Source organism: Pseudomonas sp. efr-133-TYG-103a (assembly GCF_030209235.1).
In the GTDB taxonomy this organism is placed as follows: domain Bacteria; phylum Pseudomonadota; class Gammaproteobacteria; order Pseudomonadales; family Pseudomonadaceae; genus Aquipseudomonas.
On sequence record NZ_JARVSK010000013.1, the window covers coordinates 63,047 to 81,981 of the forward strand.

General features: G+C 55.6%; 17 protein-coding genes and 1 pseudogene. 6 read left to right on the forward strand and 12 right to left on the reverse strand.

Features of this window, described 5'->3' with window-relative positions:
• Positions 1–8: 8 nt before the first annotated feature.
• The 4 genes from QRN36_RS11665 to QRN36_RS11680 form a co-directional block, all read right to left on the reverse strand.
• Positions 9–641, reverse strand: coding sequence for a glutathione binding-like protein (locus tag QRN36_RS11665; protein WP_285424214.1), 633 nt, complete (start codon positions 639–641; stop codon positions 9–11).
• Positions 638–1,324 (reverse strand): peroxiredoxin-like family protein, encoded by a 687-nt coding sequence (locus QRN36_RS11670; RefSeq protein WP_285424215.1) that lies wholly within the window; start codon positions 1,322–1,324, stop codon positions 638–640. The genes QRN36_RS11665 and QRN36_RS11670 overlap by 4 nt, the downstream gene beginning before the upstream one ends.
• Before the next feature lie 167 nt (positions 1,325–1,491).
• Positions 1,492–2,241, reverse strand: a complete 750-nt coding sequence (locus QRN36_RS11675) for an SDR family NAD(P)-dependent oxidoreductase (protein ID WP_285424216.1) — start codon at positions 2,239–2,241, stop codon at positions 1,492–1,494.
• A gap of 75 nt (positions 2,242–2,316) precedes the next feature.
• Entirely contained in the window at positions 2,317–3,072 is a 756-nt protein-coding gene (locus tag QRN36_RS11680) for an SDR family NAD(P)-dependent oxidoreductase (RefSeq protein WP_285424217.1), read from the reverse strand.
• 97 nt (positions 3,073–3,169) lie between these two features.
• Here QRN36_RS11680 and QRN36_RS11685 point away from each other — a divergent pair, with 97 nt between their 5' ends.
• Complete coding sequence (locus tag QRN36_RS11685; RefSeq protein WP_285424218.1) at positions 3,170–4,060, forward strand: LysR family transcriptional regulator; 891 nt, start codon at positions 3,170–3,172, stop codon at positions 4,058–4,060.
• 99 nt (positions 4,061–4,159) lie between these two features.
• On the opposite strand, the gene QRN36_RS11690 is transcribed toward QRN36_RS11685, so the two are convergent.
• Positions 4,160–4,885, reverse strand: coding sequence for a cysteine hydrolase (locus QRN36_RS11690; RefSeq protein ID WP_285424219.1), 726 nt, complete (start codon positions 4,883–4,885; stop codon positions 4,160–4,162).
• Positions 4,886–5,027: 142 nt separating this feature from the next.
• Between QRN36_RS11690 and QRN36_RS11695 the strand changes: the two genes are divergently transcribed.
• Both QRN36_RS11695 and QRN36_RS11700 read left to right on the forward strand, forming a co-directional pair.
• Positions 5,028–5,849 (forward strand): AraC family transcriptional regulator, encoded by an 822-nt coding sequence (locus tag QRN36_RS11695; protein ID WP_285424220.1) that lies wholly within the window; start codon positions 5,028–5,030, stop codon positions 5,847–5,849.
• A gap of 109 nt (positions 5,850–5,958) precedes the next feature.
• Positions 5,959–6,288: a hypothetical protein gene (locus QRN36_RS11700; protein WP_285424221.1), complete on the forward strand. Its 330-nt coding sequence runs from the start codon at positions 5,959–5,961 to the stop codon at positions 6,286–6,288.
• Between the two features lie 237 nt (positions 6,289–6,525).
• On the opposite strand, the gene QRN36_RS11705 is transcribed toward QRN36_RS11700, so the two are convergent.
• The 4 genes from QRN36_RS11705 to QRN36_RS11720 form a co-directional block, all read right to left on the reverse strand.
• Positions 6,526–6,831 (reverse strand): hypothetical protein, encoded by a 306-nt coding sequence (locus QRN36_RS11705; RefSeq protein ID WP_285424222.1) that lies wholly within the window; start codon positions 6,829–6,831, stop codon positions 6,526–6,528.
• A gap of 625 nt (positions 6,832–7,456) precedes the next feature.
• Positions 7,457–9,052 (reverse strand): histidine kinase famiy protein, encoded by a 1,596-nt coding sequence (locus QRN36_RS11710; protein WP_285424223.1) that lies wholly within the window; start codon positions 9,050–9,052, stop codon positions 7,457–7,459.
• Positions 9,053–9,278: 226 nt separating this feature from the next.
• Entirely contained in the window at positions 9,279–9,557 is a 279-nt protein-coding gene (locus tag QRN36_RS11715) for a DUF3509 domain-containing protein (protein WP_285424224.1), read from the reverse strand.
• A gap of 293 nt (positions 9,558–9,850) precedes the next feature.
• Positions 9,851–11,155 (reverse strand): chloride channel protein, encoded by a 1,305-nt coding sequence (locus tag QRN36_RS11720; protein WP_285424225.1) that lies wholly within the window; start codon positions 11,153–11,155, stop codon positions 9,851–9,853.
• Between the two features lie 1,203 nt (positions 11,156–12,358).
• On the opposite strand from QRN36_RS11720, the gene nhaA reads away from it, so the two are divergent.
• A complete protein-coding gene (gene nhaA / locus QRN36_RS11725) occupies positions 12,359–13,714 on the forward strand; it encodes a Na+/H+ antiporter NhaA (protein ID WP_285424226.1) in 1,356 nt (451 codons plus the stop codon).
• Positions 13,715–13,963: 249 nt separating this feature from the next.
• Here nhaA and QRN36_RS11730 read toward each other — a convergent pair whose 3' ends face one another.
• On the reverse strand, positions 13,964–14,551 hold the full coding sequence (locus QRN36_RS11730; RefSeq protein WP_285424227.1) for a hypothetical protein: 588 nt from the start codon (positions 14,549–14,551) through the stop codon (positions 13,964–13,966).
• Between the two features lie 170 nt (positions 14,552–14,721).
• Positions 14,722–15,609, reverse strand: a complete 888-nt coding sequence (locus QRN36_RS11735; protein WP_285424228.1) for an NmrA family NAD(P)-binding protein — start codon at positions 15,607–15,609, stop codon at positions 14,722–14,724.
• A gap of 306 nt (positions 15,610–15,915) precedes the next feature.
• Here QRN36_RS11735 and QRN36_RS11740 point away from each other — a divergent pair, with 306 nt between their 5' ends.
• Positions 15,916–16,227, forward strand: a complete 312-nt coding sequence (locus QRN36_RS11740; protein ID WP_285424229.1) for a hypothetical protein — start codon at positions 15,916–15,918, stop codon at positions 16,225–16,227.
• A 243-nt stretch (positions 16,228–16,470) separates the two neighbouring features.
• Positions 16,471–17,291, forward strand: a pseudogene (locus QRN36_RS11745) (alpha/beta fold hydrolase).
• 61 nt (positions 17,292–17,352) lie between these two features.
• Here QRN36_RS11745 and QRN36_RS11750 read toward each other — a convergent pair.
• Positions 17,353–18,933 carry an ATP-binding protein gene (locus QRN36_RS11750; RefSeq protein ID WP_285424230.1) on the reverse strand — a complete coding sequence of 527 codons (1,581 nt, stop codon included), beginning with the start codon at positions 18,931–18,933 and terminating at the stop codon, positions 17,353–17,355.
• Positions 18,934–18,935: the final 2 nt, after the last annotated feature.

An 18,935-nucleotide genomic window follows, 5' to 3' on the forward strand; every position in this document is an offset into this window, starting at 1 on the left:
TTGCTGATTCAACCGGATAATCCCTCGCGCTTCATCACCCGCTGAACGGCTGGTCGCTCATTCAAGCGTTTCAGGTACCGCATAATGTTTTCATAAGACGATATTGAAAACCCAGTCGGTTCCGCCCAGTTCAGGACAATCAATGCATAGGCATCAATAACAGTGAAGCTGGACCCTGCGATGAAGTCATGGTGTGCCAGTCGGTCATCCAGCACCTTCAGTCTCCGATCAAGCCGCAGCATCCAGAATTGTTGTGCATTTTCCCATTCAGGAGAGTTTCTATCCCAGATCAATGTCCATGCATACTCCGTAGCAAACGCCGTGTGCAGATCTGCGGCGATGAAAGACAACCAGCTTTCCGCCTGTACGCGCTCAAGCCTGCCCCTTGGAGGGAACAGAGATTTTTCGGGAGCAAGGTCTGCAATGTAAGGAAGAATTGCAACATTCTGGGTGAGAACCGTCCCATCATCGAGCACCAGTACAGGGAGCTGCGCCATTGCGTTCAGCTTTTTTACGTGTGCAGTGGCCGGACTGTGCGGATCTGAGAGGTCCACGGGGATTGCCTCATAACTCAGTTCGGCTTCTTCCAGCGCGATGAGATTGGAGGTTGAACATGCCCCTGCATGGTAGTACAGCCTCACAGCGCACCTGCCAAGGTCTTGCCGGCGACCGTTTTGTTTGCCAATGCATCCAGAACCGGCAGCAACTCAACGGGCTCAGGGCGCTGGGTGTAATCCGGATTGATTTCGGAATAAGCAATGACGCCTTGTGTATCGATCACGTATCGGGCAGGCATTGGCAGCGTCCAGCTTGACTCGCCGTTGAACGTTTGGAGATTGACGCCGAACTGCTCATACAGCGCTTTGATTTCGCCCTGCAGCGCCCAGCGAATGCCGAAAGCGTCGGCCAGCATCCCGCCCTGATCGATCAGGATCGGAAAGGAAACAGCATTGTCACGGCGCGAAGCTCTGCTGTTGCCGGCTGTCTGCTGGGAAATGGCAACCAGCGTCGCGCCTCGCGATTCGATCTCGCTGCGCAAGGCTTCGAGAGCTTGCAATTCAAGGTTGCAGTAGGGACACCAAACTCCTCGGTAGAAGGTGATGACCAGCGGACCTTTCAGCAGCAGATCCTTGGATGTGACGGTGTTTCCATCGGAATCAGCCAGCGTGAAGGCGGGTGCATTATCGCCGCTCTTTAGTGCGCGCTCTGCCTGTTTGGAGCTCACGAGATCCTGGGTGGACTTCTCCATCACGGCAAGGGCTTGAGCTGGAACTTTGGATTCAAAGTCATGTTTCACGGCATCGAGTTTGAGTTGAAGCGACATTCTTTGTTTCCTCGTGTGATCAGTCACGACAGGGTCCCTAATCCAGACTTCGGCAAGTAGCCCTCGACGACAACTTTCATTTATTCGAAATTCGAATAAGGAGATTTCGAGTTGCTCGTCGAGGAAAGGAGGCGCTGGCGTGAAAAAATTTCGCGATCCGTTACCGGTTAGCGCAAGCCACCCGAGGCATTGATGCGCTCGCCGGTTAGCCAGGCGGAATCGTCAGAAGCCAGGAACACGACTGCCGGGGCAATATCCTCTGGCTGACCGAAGCGTCCCAGCGGTGTGGCAGCTGCCATGATCTGTTGCTGTTCGCTGCCAACCAGGCCGATACGCTCTGTTCCTTCAGTTTCAGTGCCACCTGGAGCGACAACATTCACCCTGATGTTTCGCGGTCCAAGTTCCTTGGCCAAACCGGCAGACAGCGCGTCAATCGCTCCTTTTGTCGAGGAATACAGCACTGCTGTAGGGACCGGATTCTTGCTTGAGATAGAGCTGATGTTGATCACGCTGCCGCCCGTCTTGGGGAAGTACTTCAGCGCTTGCTGAATGGTCAGGATTGGACCCAGAACATTGGTGTTGTATTCCTTGTGAAACTCCTCCTCCGACACGTTTTCAAACGGCTCGAATTCGAAAGTAGCCGCATTGTTGACAAGTACAGATGGAGCGCCAAATGCGGCTTGGGTCTCTTCGAACATTCTTTTCACGTCGGCAGATGACCCGACATCACCCTGGACCGCAATTGCTTTTCCACCATTGTTCAGGATCTCAGCCACGGTGCGGTCCGCACCAGACTTGCTGGACGCATAGTTGACCGTAACGGCGGCACCCGCGGATGCCAACGCCTTGGCAATGGCCGCGCCAATACCTTTTGATGCCCCAGTTACGATGGCGACTTTGCCAGTCAGATCGTTCATGTATGTACCTTTCGATAATAGTATTAAAAAAAGGCTGGTTTCCCAGCCAAAGGGATGAACAGGGTCATGATCGGATCACACTGCGGTGAATCCACCGTCAACCACGAGATCGGAGCCGGTCATGAAAGAAGCTGAATCGGAGATCAGGAATGCAATTGCCTGTGAAATTTCAGCAGGAGCAGCAGCACGCTTCATGAGCGTTGTCCCGAGCAATTCACGGGCGAGGTCTGGGTCTTTAAAAAAATCTGCAGCCATAGGCGTGTTGACGACTCCGGGATGCACGGAGTTGACCCGGATGTTGGCTCCGGCAAGATCGGATGCGATGGCTTTGGTAAGCATCTTGATGGCGCCTTTGCTGGCGCAATAAGCAACTTCACCATCCAGATTGGCAACCATTGCCGCGATTGAACCGGTGTTGACGATCACACCGCCGCCCTGTGCACGCATGACAGGTGCCACCGCTTTGCATCCCAGGAACGTGCCTTTCACGTTGATTGCCATCAGCTTGTCGAACTGCTGAGCGCTCGTCTCTTCAAGGGGGGTGCGAAGGTAGATCCCCGCGTTATTCACGAGCACGTCGATACGACGATGCTGCTCGAGAACCTGTTCGATGACCTGACTCCAGTTGGCTTCGTCGCGCACGTCCAACTCTTGAAAGCTCGCGACATACCCCATCGCTGTCAGCTCTTGCGCAAGTTTGAAGCCGGCACCGGCCTCGACATCGGTGATGACGACGCGGGCACCGAGTTCTGCGAAGAGCCTTGAGTGGGACTCTCCCAACCCCTGAGCACCTCCTGTAATAACTACCACTTTCCCATCTAGCTTGTTCATTCTGCCGGCTCCGATTTAATGTGTTTGCTATCCTAATCGGCCTGTTTTTTTCCACCATCCGCCAACTATTCATTTCTTTTTTGCCTGGAATTCTTGAATGGTCACCATCGTCGAAAAAACTGCCGGTCTCGTCGCATTTGTGCGCACCGTTGACTCAGGATCATTTAGCGGGGCCGGAAGAGTGTTGGGCGCGAGTCCATCCGCGGTGTCCAAAAGTGTGGCGCGTCTAGAAAAACGACTGGGCGTAAGATTGCTGCAACGGTCCACGCGAACGCTGAATCTGACGGCGGAGGGGAGCCTCTATTACGACTTCGTAGCGCCTCTGCTTCAAGGCATCGAAAGTGCGGAAGATGTCGTGCAATCCGCAGGGTCAGCCAAAGGGCTTCTGCGGATAACGGTGCCTGTGTTGGTCGGCAGGTCGTTGGTTTCGGGCTGGGTCAAAGAGTTCTCTGAACGGAGTCCCAACATCAAACTTGAGGTCACCGTGACTGACCGCAATGTGGATATCATCCGTGAGGGGTATGACTTGGCCATACGCATCGGCAACCTTGACGACACGGGATTGATCGGGCGGCACCTGGCTGACATTCCCTACGTTTTGGCAGCCTCGCCCGGGTACCTGGCCGCCAAAGGCCATCCCGAAAGGTTTGCGGACCTGCAGCACCATGCTTGCCTCAGGTATCTGCTGGCCGGGCGCCCGTACCCGTTCATATTCGCTGATGGTCGCAGCTATTTGCCCGACGGCTCCTTCGACACAGATGATGCCGTGACGCTGACCCAAGCTGCCCTGGAAGGCGTTGGCATCGTTCAACTGCCCGCATTTGCACTGCGCAATGAGATAGAGCGCGGAACGCTCATGCGTGTATTGGCAGATGAGCCAATGGCAACTACATCGATCCATGCCCTGCACGCGTTTGGCAGGCAGGTCCCCATGCGGGTTCGGCTCTTTATCGATTATCTGATGGAGAAGCGTGAGCGGCTTCTGTGACCCGTGTTGATCGAGAGTTTTGAAGGCTGTCTACATTCGCCCCACTGTCGTCAGCGACCGCTCGAATCCTCACATCATTTGCACATAAGGAGTGGACTATCAGGCCAGTTTCGCCAGCACTTGCTCAGTGGTCCACAATGCGTGAGCAACGAAGCGAAAGTTAATCAGAGCAGCGTGATAGCCATCGCCTTCCGGAATCTGCGGCGCCGCTGTTGCGTCGCGTACAACGACGACTTCGAAGCCTTGCTCAACCAGATCACGCAAATGCGATTCCACGCACAGGTTGGCGGCCATCCCGGCCAGGATCACCTGCGAAACGCCCTTTTTGTGCAGTTGTAGGGTGAGGTCGTTGGTCTGCGGGCCGTAGACCTTGTGAGGCGAGCAGATGATGGTTTTGCCATCTAGGATGTAGGGTTTGAATTGCGGCATGAAGTCGGCACCGGAGCCATCGAACCCGCTCAGATCCAGTGGCGAGCTGCGGTCGAACATGCCGATGTCGTGCATCATTTTTTCCAGCGGCCCGCCGTGCTCCCATGTGTGGTCGCAAGGGTAGTAATAATGCGGCGAAACGGCGACTTCGATGCCCGCTTTCTTGGCGGCCTCGAACAGTTGGCCGAGGTGATCGACCACGCCATTTTCAGTCACGCTGTTCCCCACCAACGGCCAGGTCACGCCTTTTTCACTCAGGAAATCCACTTGAGGATCAATGATCACCAGCGCTGCCCGCGCCAGGTCCAGTTGGAATCCGGTGCCGGGTAGAATCGCGTCTGCAGGATCCTGATATTTCGGATTCGGGTTGCCGGTTTTGCGTGAATCAGTGCTCATTGTGAGGCTCCTCGAATTGGAATAACCTCTTGCGGGCGCTGTCTGGGCGGGGCGCCGTGGTGGCCTGCAAGTAGGGCTATTTTCCGCCTTCGCGCCGTTGCAGTTTTCTCTCGGCGTCCGACTTTTTTGCCTGAGCGACTCAATGGACGCCTTATCCGAGTTTTTTGATCGCATCCAGATGACGGGCCGCCTGTTCTATGCGGGCAAGGTCTACGACACGCTCGATATCAACAAGCCCGACGGCACCGCATTCGTCCACATCGTTGAAAAAGGCGGGATGGATCTGGTCCGCCGTGGCCATCCCCGCATCGCCCTTGACGGTCCGACGGTGCTGCTGTGCCCAAGCACTTGTCGGTACAAACTGGAACCCACCACCGACACCGGTGCTGACATCATCTGCGCCACGTTCGAGTTCGGTGTGAGCATGGGGCGATCGTTTCCGCTCGGCGTTACCGACACCCTGGTATTTTCCTTTCAGGACATCGATCCGGTGTTGCCCGTGATCCAGGCATTACTGACCGAATATCGCGAGCAAAATGTCGGGCATCGCAAAGGGCTGAGCGTGCTGTTCGAGTACATCCTGGTTGTACTGATACGCACGGCCATACGTGAAGGCATGATCGATAGCGGCAGCCTGTCAGCAATCGTCGACCCTCAGTTGGGCAAAGCGATCCAGCAGATTCATCTCAACCCAGAACAGGAGTGGACCGTAAAGCAGCTTGCCGACCTGGCCTGCATGTCACGGTCGACATTCTCCACGCAGTTTCTGAAGGTGGTGGGTGTCACGCCGATTGCGTACCTCGCTGCCTGGCGAATCAAACTGGCCCGGGATCTGATGAAACAGCGTGTGAAGTTGAAAGTGGTTGCTGCCTCAGTGGGATACAGCTCGCAGGCAGCCTTGAGCAGAGCGTTTGTTCAGGAAATGGGGATCCCGCCTGGCGAGTGGCTCAAGCGTCAGGATTAGATCTGGAGGCAAAAGCGCTTTTGGGGTTGACGTGCGTAACCCGACATCTGGATGGATCTCGCGCAAGAAATTTGGAAGGTGTTGCCGCCTATCACCTGGAGATCAGTCAATGAGCTTTCATACCGACGTTTGGGTTCAACCGCTGGAGGGAGATCTGCTGACACTGAACGATGTGCGATCCGATTTGATCGCGTATATGGATGAGAGTCGTCTTAGCCATGACGTGTTTACCAATCTCGTGAGTGCATGCACTGAAGGTCGCGGATACATCGCGTTGGACAGCTGGTCGGTGCTTGCTCTTTTGGGCGTTGTCGCACGCTTGAAGCCGGACATCGATTTCGCGGTCAAAGGTGCAGGCGAAGAGATGCGAGATATTTGGGTGAGGGAATTCATAGGCGGCCAGGTGGGATTCCAGGTGGGGCCTTTCAATGAAGGTTGAGCTGAGCAGGTCTGTAAACCCTGGGTAAAACGGTCGCGATTTCGTTAGAGCCTTTAGCTTGATCCAAGTCTTTTTCATCCTGACTGAATCACAGCAATCGACTCGGGGCGGACTGCCACATCAGGCGTCTTGGAGTGCGAAGTCCAACAGCACGGCGGGTGCTGACGGTCTGCTTCTGGCCGATAGCCGCCTTCCGCTGCGCCAATGGCGTGTCCTGTTCTACTCTACGATCAGACCTCATGCCCTCCAGGTCAAGGGCATTTCGAACACTTTGGCAAGCCGAGCTAGCTTCTCGGCAGACTTGGCAGAGATAGCGAGAGGAGGCTCTTTGATCATGTAGAACAGATGATCGAGTGCGACACTCGCTTCGCCGTGTGCGATGTAGTCCAGAACGATCTCTGCCCCATTCTCAAGACCTGACTGTGCCAGTGGATGATCATCAGGCAAGGGGCCAAGCTGCGCATATTCAGCGGACATCAGCGTAGAGACCTCATCCAGCACTTCGAGGAGGTCTTCACGCAGATCGGGACTCAGCAGATTCATTTTGCCTCTATTCATTTCGTCATATGCTCAGTTTGTAGCACCATTTGCCGAAGAGTCGCAGCGCTGACTCCAGAGTCGATGGCTGCCCTTGGCGAGAGACTGCTCCTGGCCGTTAACCGCCAGTCTGTTGAGTCCCTCAAACGAGGTGGTTCGATTGAGCGTTTACTCGCCGCTGCAATGAGGTATGTTGAAGGAGCTCACTGATACGAGAGGCAGGACGCCATGGATGCGGAACACAGGCTGCTTCAATGGAACGCCATGTTTCAAATTTCAGGTGGATCATTGGTCTGCCATGGTTGCTTGGCGGGACAAGGGTTGATGGATGCCGAACGGGCATTCCCACACACCGAGCACTGCCAATATCGTCATCCGGGATCCGAGTTTCCTTGGATAGCGCTTCACGAGATTTTGGATAATTTCAGGGGGTTGTGCTTTTTAATGCCCTTGCTAATGGCATGACGGCGGATCAGACCGCCGTGCTTGTCTAGTCATACTCCGCTTGCTCTGCCATCGTCTACACAACACTGAAGCACCCGCCAATGCGACCGGTTTGGTGTGATCTAGCCACAATCTGCTTATGGATGGCTTTCCCACACCTGTATCGCTGAATGCGGATTGCGAAGTTTCAGCTGACACCATTAGGGCCTTGTAGGACTTGGCGGACTTTCTTTGCCAAGTCGGTCGGGATGTAGGGCTTGGAGATGACTTCAAATTCGTTGCCTCCTGCGTCAGTGCGCTCCAGCGAATTTTCCGAATACCCTGTGGTAAGCAGTACCCTGAGCTCTGGGTAAATGCGCTTTGCTTCCCGTGCAAGCATGACGCCATTCATGCCGCCTGGCATGATGAGGTCGGTGAACAGAAGATCGAAGCGCTCGGATTTCAAAATAGCCAATGCTTCCTTACCGCTATAGGCGAGCTCGCAAAGGTAGCCATATTCTTCCAGCACCATCCTGGCCAGCTCGGCGACGTCAGGACGATCTTCCACAACGAGAACCCGCTCATGACCGAATTGCTCAATGACACTTTCTTTGGTGGGCACAATGTGGAGCTGACTGTCATCGGCAGGAAAATACATGCGTATTGTGGTGCCTATCCCTTCCTCTGAATAAATGCGCGCAGTCCCTCCAGATTGCTTCATGAACCCGTAGACCATCGACAGCCCCAACCCGGAGCCTTTACCCTCGTCTTTCGTGGTGAAGAAAGGATCCATGACCCGATTGACGATCGCCGCCGGCATACCAGTACCATTATCGGTAATTGCCACGCTGACATAACGGCCGGGCATCAGGCCGTCATACGAGGTTGATCCAAGATCCTGGATTCTTACATTCTTGGTCTCAATGGTCAGACGGCGGCTTTCCTTCGACTCCATCGCATCACGGGCATTGATAAAGATGTTCAACAGTGCGACTTCGGTCTGGGTGGTATCCACCCTGCAGTTCCAGAGGTCCTCAGCCAGAGCCAGACGAATGTCCGTATCGATCAACGTGCGCTCGGCCATCTCCTGCGATGAGTTCACGATGGCATTGAGGTTGACAACGCGGCCCTGAAGCTTCTGCTTGCGAGAAAATGCGAGCAATTGCTGAGTTAACGTTTTGGCCCGCTCTGCCGCATCGCGGGCGTTGGCGGCGCTGCGAAGGATTCTATGCTGATCGTACTGTGGCTTGTCGGCAGTACGCTGGATCATGTCCAGGTAGCCGATCATTACCTGTAGCAGGTTATTGAAGTCGTGCGCGATTCCCCCAGTCAGCTGACCCAGCGCCTCCATCTTCTGCGCCTGGCGTAGTCCGTCTTCTGCATCCCGACGCCGACTGACGTCCAACTGCGAGGCAAAGAAATAAATCAGTTCGCCTGACTCGTTGTATACCGGCGAAATGAATAGCGCATTCCAGAAGGTAGAACCGTCCTTTTTATAATTGACCAGCTCGACGGCCACCTCCTTTTCAGCTGCAATGGCGTCGCGGACCTCTCGAACTGCCGATGGATCGGTCTCTGGCCCTTGCAGGAATCGGCAGTTGTGCCCGAGGATGTCTTCCAGGCGGTATCCGGTCATGTCAATGAAAGCATTATTTGCAAAGATGATCGGATTATCTGGCCGCTTAGGGTCGGTCACGATCATCGGCATGCGAGTGGTTTCTACCGCTGCAAAAAAAATGTTGTGGTCCGAGCCACTTATATCGCCGGTGGAGCTATTGTCGACACGTGTAGGGTGATTCGCCATTGCTGCTCCAGTCAGTAGTCACGAGGCGTATTTCATCGGTAGATATGTATATTTGAACAGTACTTGAATGATGATGCAATTTGGGGAGCGAATGTATTTTGCCGCGCAGCCGCGCCCTGGGACGCACCAAGCCTGGGCAAACATTTTTGGATCTATTGCCGGTAATTACCATCCCTGACATTCACCAGCATTGAGCGCAGGCCACGAGTGAGACACTGACGGGTGTTTATCGAGAAACGTAGGTGGGCATGTCGAACCGCTGCTGGCTTTGCAGTGCAGCGATAGCAGGAGCCTCTTCTGGCAGAACTGCCAGATCACGGCGTATTGAGCTGATAAGCCATTCCATCTGGAGCGCGTTATGCAGCTGCAGATACGAAATGGCTCGCGTTATTTTACGTCCGCCGCCATCCTTGATTTCGAACAGGATTCCGCCATCTGGCCGATTTCTGGTACTGGTCTGAAAACCTGAAAAAGCTATGGCCAAGCGGTCGAAGTGATTTTTCACAATATGTTATTCCACAGCGGTCATTTGAATGACTGTTGTAACGCAGCATTTGTGCCAGCACTGGATAACAAATTAACTGTTATTAATCAATCAGTTATAAGTATATTTCGGGTTGGATATCGGGCGTTTTGCCTGATGTTCTGTGTCGAACATTGCATAACGCTCGCCTGGCCTCTCTAGTCGAAGTTCTTCGAGTAGGCATGGTTATGGTGTCTGATCCGATCTCCGTAGGACCGACCTTGCGCTAGGCGCTTGGGCGGCGATCATAGTTGAGAGGTTAATCTGCGCACTTCTCAAGGCCGCGATATCTGCGCCGATTCTTGGAAACCGCGCGCTAGTTGCTGATACAGCTCTGGTCCCATTCTTGAGCTCACAGCTTTAGCGATCAAGGCAACGGCCATGAGGCTGATCACCAGACCATGGCCGTCGATCATCTCCATCACGATAATTGCCGAGGTAATCGGGGACTGTGTGACGGCGGCCAAGAATCCAACCATGCAAAGGGCAATAATGGGCTGCGCGGCCAGATGAAAATAGTCGGCGATGTTACTGCCTACCGCAGCGCCTACGGCCAATGAAGGAGCAAAAATTCCGCCCGGAATGCCAGAGAAATAAGTGACAACGGTTGCTAAAAATCGGGTGATTGGCGCGTGCCACGGCAGACCCACATCGGAGGCGATTATTTGAGAAGTGATGCCATAACCGCTGCCAAACGACATCCCGCCGCTTAGCCAGCCCAAAATTGCCAAGATTACCCCGCAGATTCCCGCGAACCACACGGGATGCAGTCGCCGCCATTCCCACAAGATGAAGCGCGCGTGTCGCTGAGGCCACAGCAGCATTCGGCTGAACATGCCTCCCAACAAGCCGCAACCGACTCCGATCCCCAATACCGGGATAAAAATATCGACACTGATTTTCTGAACGTCAAAATGGCCGAAGTAGTTGTAATTACCTTGCAAGGCAATGGCGACCATCCCTGAGAGAATGATGGTGCTGAGGAGAACACCGCTGGTGCGGGTTTCGAGTTTGCGACCAAGTTCTTCCACCGCAAATGCTATTCCTGCAAGGGGCGTGTTGAATGCAGCTGCAATACCCGCTGCGCCACCGGCCAGGATCAGATCCTCGACGCGCACGATGCGCGCATTAGGAAGAAAGCGGTGGAAGTAATGCATGATCGATGCAGCTACCTGCACCGAAGGCCCCTCACGCCCAGCTGAAAAACCCCCGGTCAGCGCAAGCGTGCCAAGGCTGATCTTGGCAAAAGCGATACGCAATGAAACCAATTTTTCGACTGGCTTTCCCTGATGAACCATGCGAGTCGCCGCAATCACTTGCGGAATTCCACTGCCCTGAGCTCCGGCGAAGAAGCGCGTCGTTAGCCAGACCACCAGCATCCCTATAATAGGGGTAAGAATGAATGGCAACCAAGGTCGCCCGGCAGTCTGTTCAGCAAATTGAGTCAAGGCAAAGTCCGCCATGCGCGCGAACATTACTACCAGTAGCCCGGCAAGGGTGGCAGCGGCCCAGAGGGTGGTTCGGGTACGCCACCGCATGGAGGCAAAACGTCGACGTAACAGCGTTAATGGCTTGATCACCCGGAGCAGTTCCTTTTGGGTTTCGACACATTCCGGACGCGAGACTAACTAAATACGCAGCTTGATCCAAATGGCTCTACGAAGATCACGTCGCAGGTTGCTCAGCGCAGCGCTTCTAGACAACCCCGACAGCATTTTTGAGATGTGATCAGGCGCCTATGGCATGAGGACACCCACGGTGTCGAAACCTAAACCACGCCGTGAGGCATCTTATTTGGGGAGGTAGCTTGGTCCCAGTGCCCTGAAGGGGGGGGGGTAGAGGGTGCTCACACCACCACCGAAGCAGCCAACGATGAAATAAGGGGGCATTCCACTCTGTGTCGTTGGCCTAAGCAATACCACCTTAGACTCGGGTGCTCCCTGAATACTGGCAAGGCGCTGCATCAGCTGCATTAGCCAAGAATACTCGACCGACGGGTGTTTTATTTATGAACGTTAGGTCAGATCGATCGCCCAAACCATGGGGCAACTCATTGTCTCAAAATTCAGGTTACGCAAATGAGCAGCAGCGATCGTTTATTGAGATGGAATTCCCTCTGGCGGCTGGACGGCGGTCTCGTGTTTTGCCGCACATGTCATTCTGAACAGGAAGAATCAGAGGCGTCTCTACCGTTCGAGCATTCTCGAGGTTGCAGCTATGAGCGCTATGCTGCCTACCCTTGGAATGATCTCAATCGCATCTCTGCTGCGTACACAGTTCCCAATGGCTGACCTTCAGATGCTCTCTGTAGGCCCCCACCAATTCGTTTGACCATGCGTGGCACCCGCTGACAGATGGTGGACTTAGCTAGAAACTAGTTCAAACATGGACTTCGCCTTGTGCTCAGTAGGAAAAAACCGTGCTAGTGCTGTTGAAAGGAGTATGACCGTTGGCTCATGTGCCGAGGGAATGCAGCGTCCACACTATAGCGACTGTTGTTGCTACTATTCGACCAGCCTAAATGTTTCGAAAATCTAATGGAGCAGCCCCTCATGTTGTGGAATGAGCAGATGCATACGGAAGTATTTGCTTCCGGCCGACGTTACGCGGTGTGACAAAGCATATATGGATGCTGCCGCTTTTAAGCCGAGGCTGAAATGAGCGTGTTCCATGCTTTGCAGTACGCATTCCGTCATTAGTACAATTAGCTCGGGTGCGTACGGCATTTCGCCAATTCGCAGGTTAAATTCCAGCACAGGTCGGGCCGCCAGTGAGGAGTCTGCATGCCTGCGCCAAATACGCCCGCATCAAACGTAATCCCCCGTCCGCAAATTTTGACTGCCAAAGCGCTCGCGGCCGTCGAGCGATTTAGCCATATCGAAGCGGTAAGCGGCATCGTCCTGGTACTCGCAGCTATCGCCGCGTTGCTGTGGGCCAACAGCCCGGCAAGTCTGTCCTACGAAGCGTTCTGGCATACCCGCGTTGTTCTGAGTTTTGGCTCATTCCGCATCGGAGAGTCACTGCACTTTCTCGTCAATGACGGGCTGATGACTATCTTCTTTCTCGTGGTAGGAATGGAGATCCGGCAAGAGATTCAAGACGGAGCCTTATCCGACGCCAAGATGGCAATCTTGCCTCTAGGGGCTGCCTTGGGTGGCGTGCTGGTTCCGGCTGGGATCTACCTTGTCTACAACTTTGGGGCCGACTCTGTGCATGGTTGGGCGGTGCCCACAGCCACTGATATCGCTTTCGCCGTTGGTGTACTTGCTCTGCTTGGCAAATCGATACCCGGCAACCTACGGGTTTTCTTGTTGGCGCTCGCCATCATCGACGATATTGCGGCGATATTGATCATTGCGCTGTTCTATACGACTAGCCTGGACTTTGTCGGTCTGGGCATCGCGGTCGGTGGTTTAGCGCTTGTCCTGGCAATGCAACGGATGGGAATAGGTTCAGCATGGCTCTATGTTTTCCCAGGCGCGATCATGTGGAGCGGACTGCATAAGCTAGGCGTGCATCCAACGCTGGCGGGTGTCGTCCTTGGGCTTATCACACCCGTTAGATCGGCGCCTTCTTCGGAACGGCCACTGGAGATCATGACGTATGCGTTTCGCGATCTTACGCATCGAGTTCATGAGGGACAGAAAAAAGTATCGGCGCCACTTAAGAAGATCAGATTCGCTGAGCGAGAGGTACTTCCTCCTGTGCAGAGAGTCCAAGAACGCCTTCACCCATGGGTAGCGTTCGTCATCATGCCGCTGTTTGCACTGGCGAACGCGGGGGTTAGCTTTGGGGGCGCTCACTTCGGTGACGCCGCTACGGCTTCCGTCGTGTATGGCGTGGTGACGGCATTGGTGTTCGGCAAGCCCATAGGTATCGTTCTGGCCACATTCGTATTGGTTCGTACTGGCCTTTGCAGATTGCCCGAGCAACTGGACTGGGCGGGGGTAATGCTCGTAGGTCTACTTGCGGGCATCGGTTTCACAATGTCGATTTTTATCGCCGGGCTGGCTTTCGATGAAGAGCAGTTGCTGGCAGCAGCAAAACTGAGTGTGCTCGGCGCTTCAACCGTGTCCGCAGTAGTTGGGCTGCTCTGGGGAGTCGTACATTTCAGAAGAAGGCCCATGACCTCGGAGTAGTGATTGAGAAAAGCGTCTTGCCTCTGGCTTTTTCCTGACGAAGGATATGAGGGGGAAAATCGGTACGCCTGAACAGTATTCAGGTTTAGGCGTCGGCTTTCGACCCATTGCGGACGCTCAGTAACGCCATCAAGCGGGGAGTTGCATGTGTTCACCCTGCCTTCGTCAGCCTTTATTCCAGGTGATGGTTCTCTCAAGCGAGAGAGTGCGTCTGGCGTTGCGTCAGAACTCACCGACAAGCCTGCTGGTTCATCCTCTTTCTGATCGGGCTGAAGCCTGTTTGGCAATTGCCATCGGCTCCAGAGGGATATGGATCTGGATCAGCGCTACGAGTTGGCTGATCTGATAGACGCAGTCGGTCATGACATGCAGGCTGTTGTAATCGCCACTAATGACGGCGCGATCCATTAATCTTTTGGCCTGAGCTGAAAACGCCATCAAAGCATGTGTTCGTTGGGTGATCTGATCGATGCAAGCTGCGAAACTCAATTCGTACCAGCGATCGTCCTGATTCAGCCTCAGCGCGTTGACGATCTGCCGTTGCAGTAGCATTGCGCCGCCCATTTCGCGAATCCGCTCATCGAGAAATGCCGAGCAATGCTCGGTGGCAACCCCGATGCGATGGAACAACTCCCGGACGTCGACAAAGCTCACATTGCGCAGCCTGATTTCCAGGCTTTGGACGTACTGGTGCAACTGGACGGTGGTCGTCAGGTGTTGCTGTAGCAACTCCAGCAGTGCGATATGTTCGCACGTCTGGGACGAACTCAGCGTGGCATGTCGGGTGGCCATAAGACCGACAGAGTCGCTTGGCTGGCGTATGTTCCAACTGTCCATGACGAATGCCCCTCGCAATCGATGTGAGCGTTGATCGAAATCTGGCGTGGGGAAAACGATAAGCCAGTTTGCCTCGGGCCTCACTCCTACCTGAATACAGCTCAGCTATACCTTGGTGTGAAAGGATCGCTGCCCAGCCTGCACGACGTTCGTCTCTGAATTACAAAGCATCAGCGGAACAGGCTGATGTTCTCAATCAACCAGTCTGATAAATCGCGCGGCGATTGGCCTGTCATCTGTTCAACAGTCAAGGTGATCTCCGACAGCGCCGATTCGTGATACATCAAGTCCATACCGCTCAGGAGATCGGCCATCAGCGCTGATGCGCCTTCTCTGATCAGCATTGCGCGATGCTCGGTGGCAGAGCGCTGATGGTAAGCAACGGGCCGCTGCAGCTGGCGGGTCAGTTCAGCGGCAATGTCTTGCATCGTCCAGGCGCGAGGCCCTGTCAGGTGATAAGCCCGCTGGGAGCGCGTACTGACTTCTTCGAGCAAGGCGACCCTGGCGGCCTGCGCGACATCCCGAGTGTCGATGAAGTTGACTGCTCCGATGCCTGCCGATCCGCCCCAGGTTCCATTCGCCACCTGGGCCCCAGCGCGTTTGAGTACGTCAGCGAAGGCCGTGGGCCGCAGAACGGTAGATGCCACAGGCTGGATCGCTAGATGGGCCTCGATGCGCATGTGCCAGGCGAATGGGTTGAGCGGTGTCGCCGGCCCCATCGCCGAGAGCTTGACGATATGTGTTACGCCCGCCACTACAGCCGCGTCAATCAGTGCAATTTCATTGTCGACCTGGCGGTCTGAAGTGCCGTGTGCCAGAAACAGCGTGTCGACGCCATCAAGTGCCTGGGGCAGTGTGTCCGGCTGGTCGAAGTCAATGCTCGCGACGTCGACTCCGGATGGAAACCGGGTTTTGGCCGGTGTTCGCGTGAGAGCGAGGAGCTTGACAGGGTCGCTGATCAGACTATTGATCAACTGCGCACCGACCCGGCCGGTGGCGCCCGAAATGGCGATACGAGGCATGTGTGCGGCGGGAAGGTTGGACGGTGAAACAGTCATGGCGGCGATTTCCTAGGAGGAGGTCCGCCACATCGTGCCGTTGGGGATTTGAAAATAAAACGACGAAAAGCGTCGTGATTCCTGCCACGACCTTCTCAGGTCTCAGTCGCCCACTGCCTCGATGTTGAAGCCTGTGACCCGGCGATACCCTTGCTGATACCTCATACCAAGGTGTGGGTTGCCTATGCGAACCGATAATGGGGCACCGCCCCCGCGCGCAAGATCATACGATCAGCTCGAGCATTTACTTGCGCTGCCCCCTCGGCGGCTTGATGACTCGGCACTGGCCATCCAGCGGGGAATCCAATGAACACCGATGCGTTGGAAAAAGTCGTTCTGATTCATACCCGCGAGTGCTTTTCCCAAACCTGTGGGCACCTGATGCAGGAATCGGTGGCGCGTCTTAATGCCTCAGTTGGTTGTGTGTGCTGCCAATTGGACACCGCAGAGCGCCCTGTGGGGCGTTGGGCCATTCACTGCGCCTGGAATTCCATCGATGCGATGCGAGCCAGTTTCGAGCATCTGTTCCAACCTGCCTTCGACACTCTGATGGCCCATGACGCTTTGCTCTCCATACAGGTCTGCGACGCCAGCGGTGCTGGCGCTTCGCACGGCTAAACGCATCAATCTTCCTGACCTTGCGGTGGGCACCGTTGGCGCCCACCCCTGATGACTTTCGTCTACGACCCAAGAGAGGTAAAGACTGTGTCTGACACCCCCAACACACCATCGAGCTCACGCCGGCAGGTGCTCAAGGTCGGCGCGACGGCGCTGGCTGCAGGCTCACTTTCAGCAATGGTCATGGGCGCGACTGTCGCTCAGGCCGCCACAGCGGCGACTCCCAAAGAAGGACGCAATGACATGACGAGCTTCACCACCTCAGACGGCACAGAAATTTTCTACAAGGACTGGGGTTCGGGGCAGCCCATCGTGTTTCACCATGGCTGGCCGCTTAGCTCCGATGACTGGGATGCTCAGATGCTGTTCTTCGTCTCCAAAGGCTACCGCGTCATTGCCCACGACCGTCGCGGTCATGGGCGCTCGACCCAGACCTCCACGGGCAACGACATGGACACTTACGCGGCAGACGTCGCTGCGCTGGTCAAGCATCTCAAATTGAGGAATGCCGTACACATCGGTCACTCAACCGGTGGCGGCGAGGTGGCGCGCTACGTCGCTCAACATGGCGCGGGTCGGGTGGCCAAGGCGGTGTTGTTTGGCGCAGTACCGCCGATCATGGTCAAGTCGGCGAAGAACCCTGGCGGTCTACCGATCGATGTCTTTGACGGGTTCCGGTCGGCACTCGCCGCTAACCGTGCGCAGTTCTACAAGGACGTGCCGGTGCCGTTCTACGGCTACAACCGTGAAGGCGCCAAAGTGTCCAGGGCGTCAAGGAAAACTGGTGGCGTCAGGGCATGATGGGTGGGGGCAAGGCCCACTACGACTGCATCAAGGCATTCTCGGAAACTGACTTCACCGAGGACCTGAAAAAGATCAGCGTGCCGGTGCTGGTCCTGCACGGCGATGACGATCAGATCGTGCCAATTGCAAACTCAGCGGAGCTTTCGATCAAGCTTCTGAAAAATGGCGCGCTGAAAGTCTACAAGGGCTACCCGCACGGCATGTGCACGACGCATCCGGAAGTCATCAACGAGGACCTTCTGGCCTTTATCAAAGCCTGATGCCCAAGGCCCTTCATTGCCAGGCAGTGAAGGGCCTTTATCTGGCGTCTCACCGCGGCTGTCATAAAGCCGGCAGCGTCAGGGTGACCTTCGCCCCAGACTGCCCATCACATCTGTTCGCCAGCTGAATCGCCCCACCCGCGGCCTCCACGATCGACCGGCAGATCGGCAGCCCCATGCCCATTCCCGTGGCCTTGGTGGTGAAGAAGCTTTCGAACAGCTTGCCTTCCAGTCCCGGCGCTATACCCGGTCCGCTGTCCAGCACCTGAAGCCTGATGTCTCCGCTGGACAGGTGTTCGCTGCGCACATTCAGCTCCCTTGAAGGTGAATCGGCAAACGCCATCGCCTGTGCAGCGTTCATCAGCAGGTTGACGATCACCTGTTGCAGCAGCACCCGGTCAGCGCGCACCGCCGGCAATGAGACCGCCAGGTCAGTGGTCAGGCGCACGGCATGCTTGCGCAGTTCATGGTCGGTGAATTGCAGTGAGTCCTGAATTACGTCGTTGATCGCCACGTCCGACTCTTGCGCAGGTCGACGCAGAGCCATGCCGCGAATGCGCGTGATGACGTCGTCGGTGCGCTGGGCTTCATCGACGATCTGCATCAAGGCAATCTCCACTTCTTTCAAGTCAGGCTCGGGCCGTCGCAGCCAGCGCAGTGCAGCCTGGGCATACGTCGAAATAGAGGTAAGGGGTTGATTGATCTCATGGGTGATTGACGCACTCAACTCGCCCAGGATCGAAATGCGTGCCACGTGGGCCAGTTCGGTCTGCATAATCTCCAGGGCATGGCGCGCTGCTGCCAGTTCCGACAGGTCGATGATGCCGATCAGAATCACCCCGCGCGCGATGTTCTCTCTGGAAAAGCAGGCCGTGAACAAGCACTCGAACTCTTTCCCTTCGAGGGTGCGCAAGCGAGTGACTTCAATATTGTTGGGATGACCTGCGAGGGATTTGACCACGCAACGGGCGTACACCTGGATGCTCTCGTCGGGCCAATAGCGATCAATGTTTCCGAGCATTTCGCTACGATCTCCCCGACCGAACAGACGAATGCTGTGATCGTTAAGGTCCACCACCTGAGTGCTGCGCATGAAGTCGCGTACCACTTGTGGGTGAGCCAGAAAATGCGCCTCGAGATCCCGTACCCCGGCGTCGAGCAGGGCCCGGATCTTGGGGCCGACTGCGGTGAAATCCAGCTCCCAGAATGAGGCGGCCATGGCTTGAAACAGGTTGCGATAACGGTATTCGCTGGCTTTCAGATGCTGTTCGGTCTCTTTGGCCAGCGAGATGTCATAACCGGTTTCCAGAATACCGATCGGATGACCGTCGGCATCCCGGCGCAGCGACCAGCGGGCGTTCACCAAACGACGTGAGCCGGTGCCCGTGAGCCTGGAAAGTTCGCCCTCCCAGTAGCCATCCGCCAACAGTCGGTCATCGGCCTTGTCATGGCCTTCGTGCTCGTGCCTGCATTTGAGCAGTGTACGGGCGTGCGCCCCCAGCGCCGTATGTGAGGGCCAGCCGTAAAGCGCAGCCGACGCGGAGTTCCAGAAACAGATGGTCCCCTCCATGTCACGCACAAACACCGCGTCGTGAAAGCGCTCGAATACCTCGGCTTCGGCGAGGGTGATGGGTTGAGTCATTC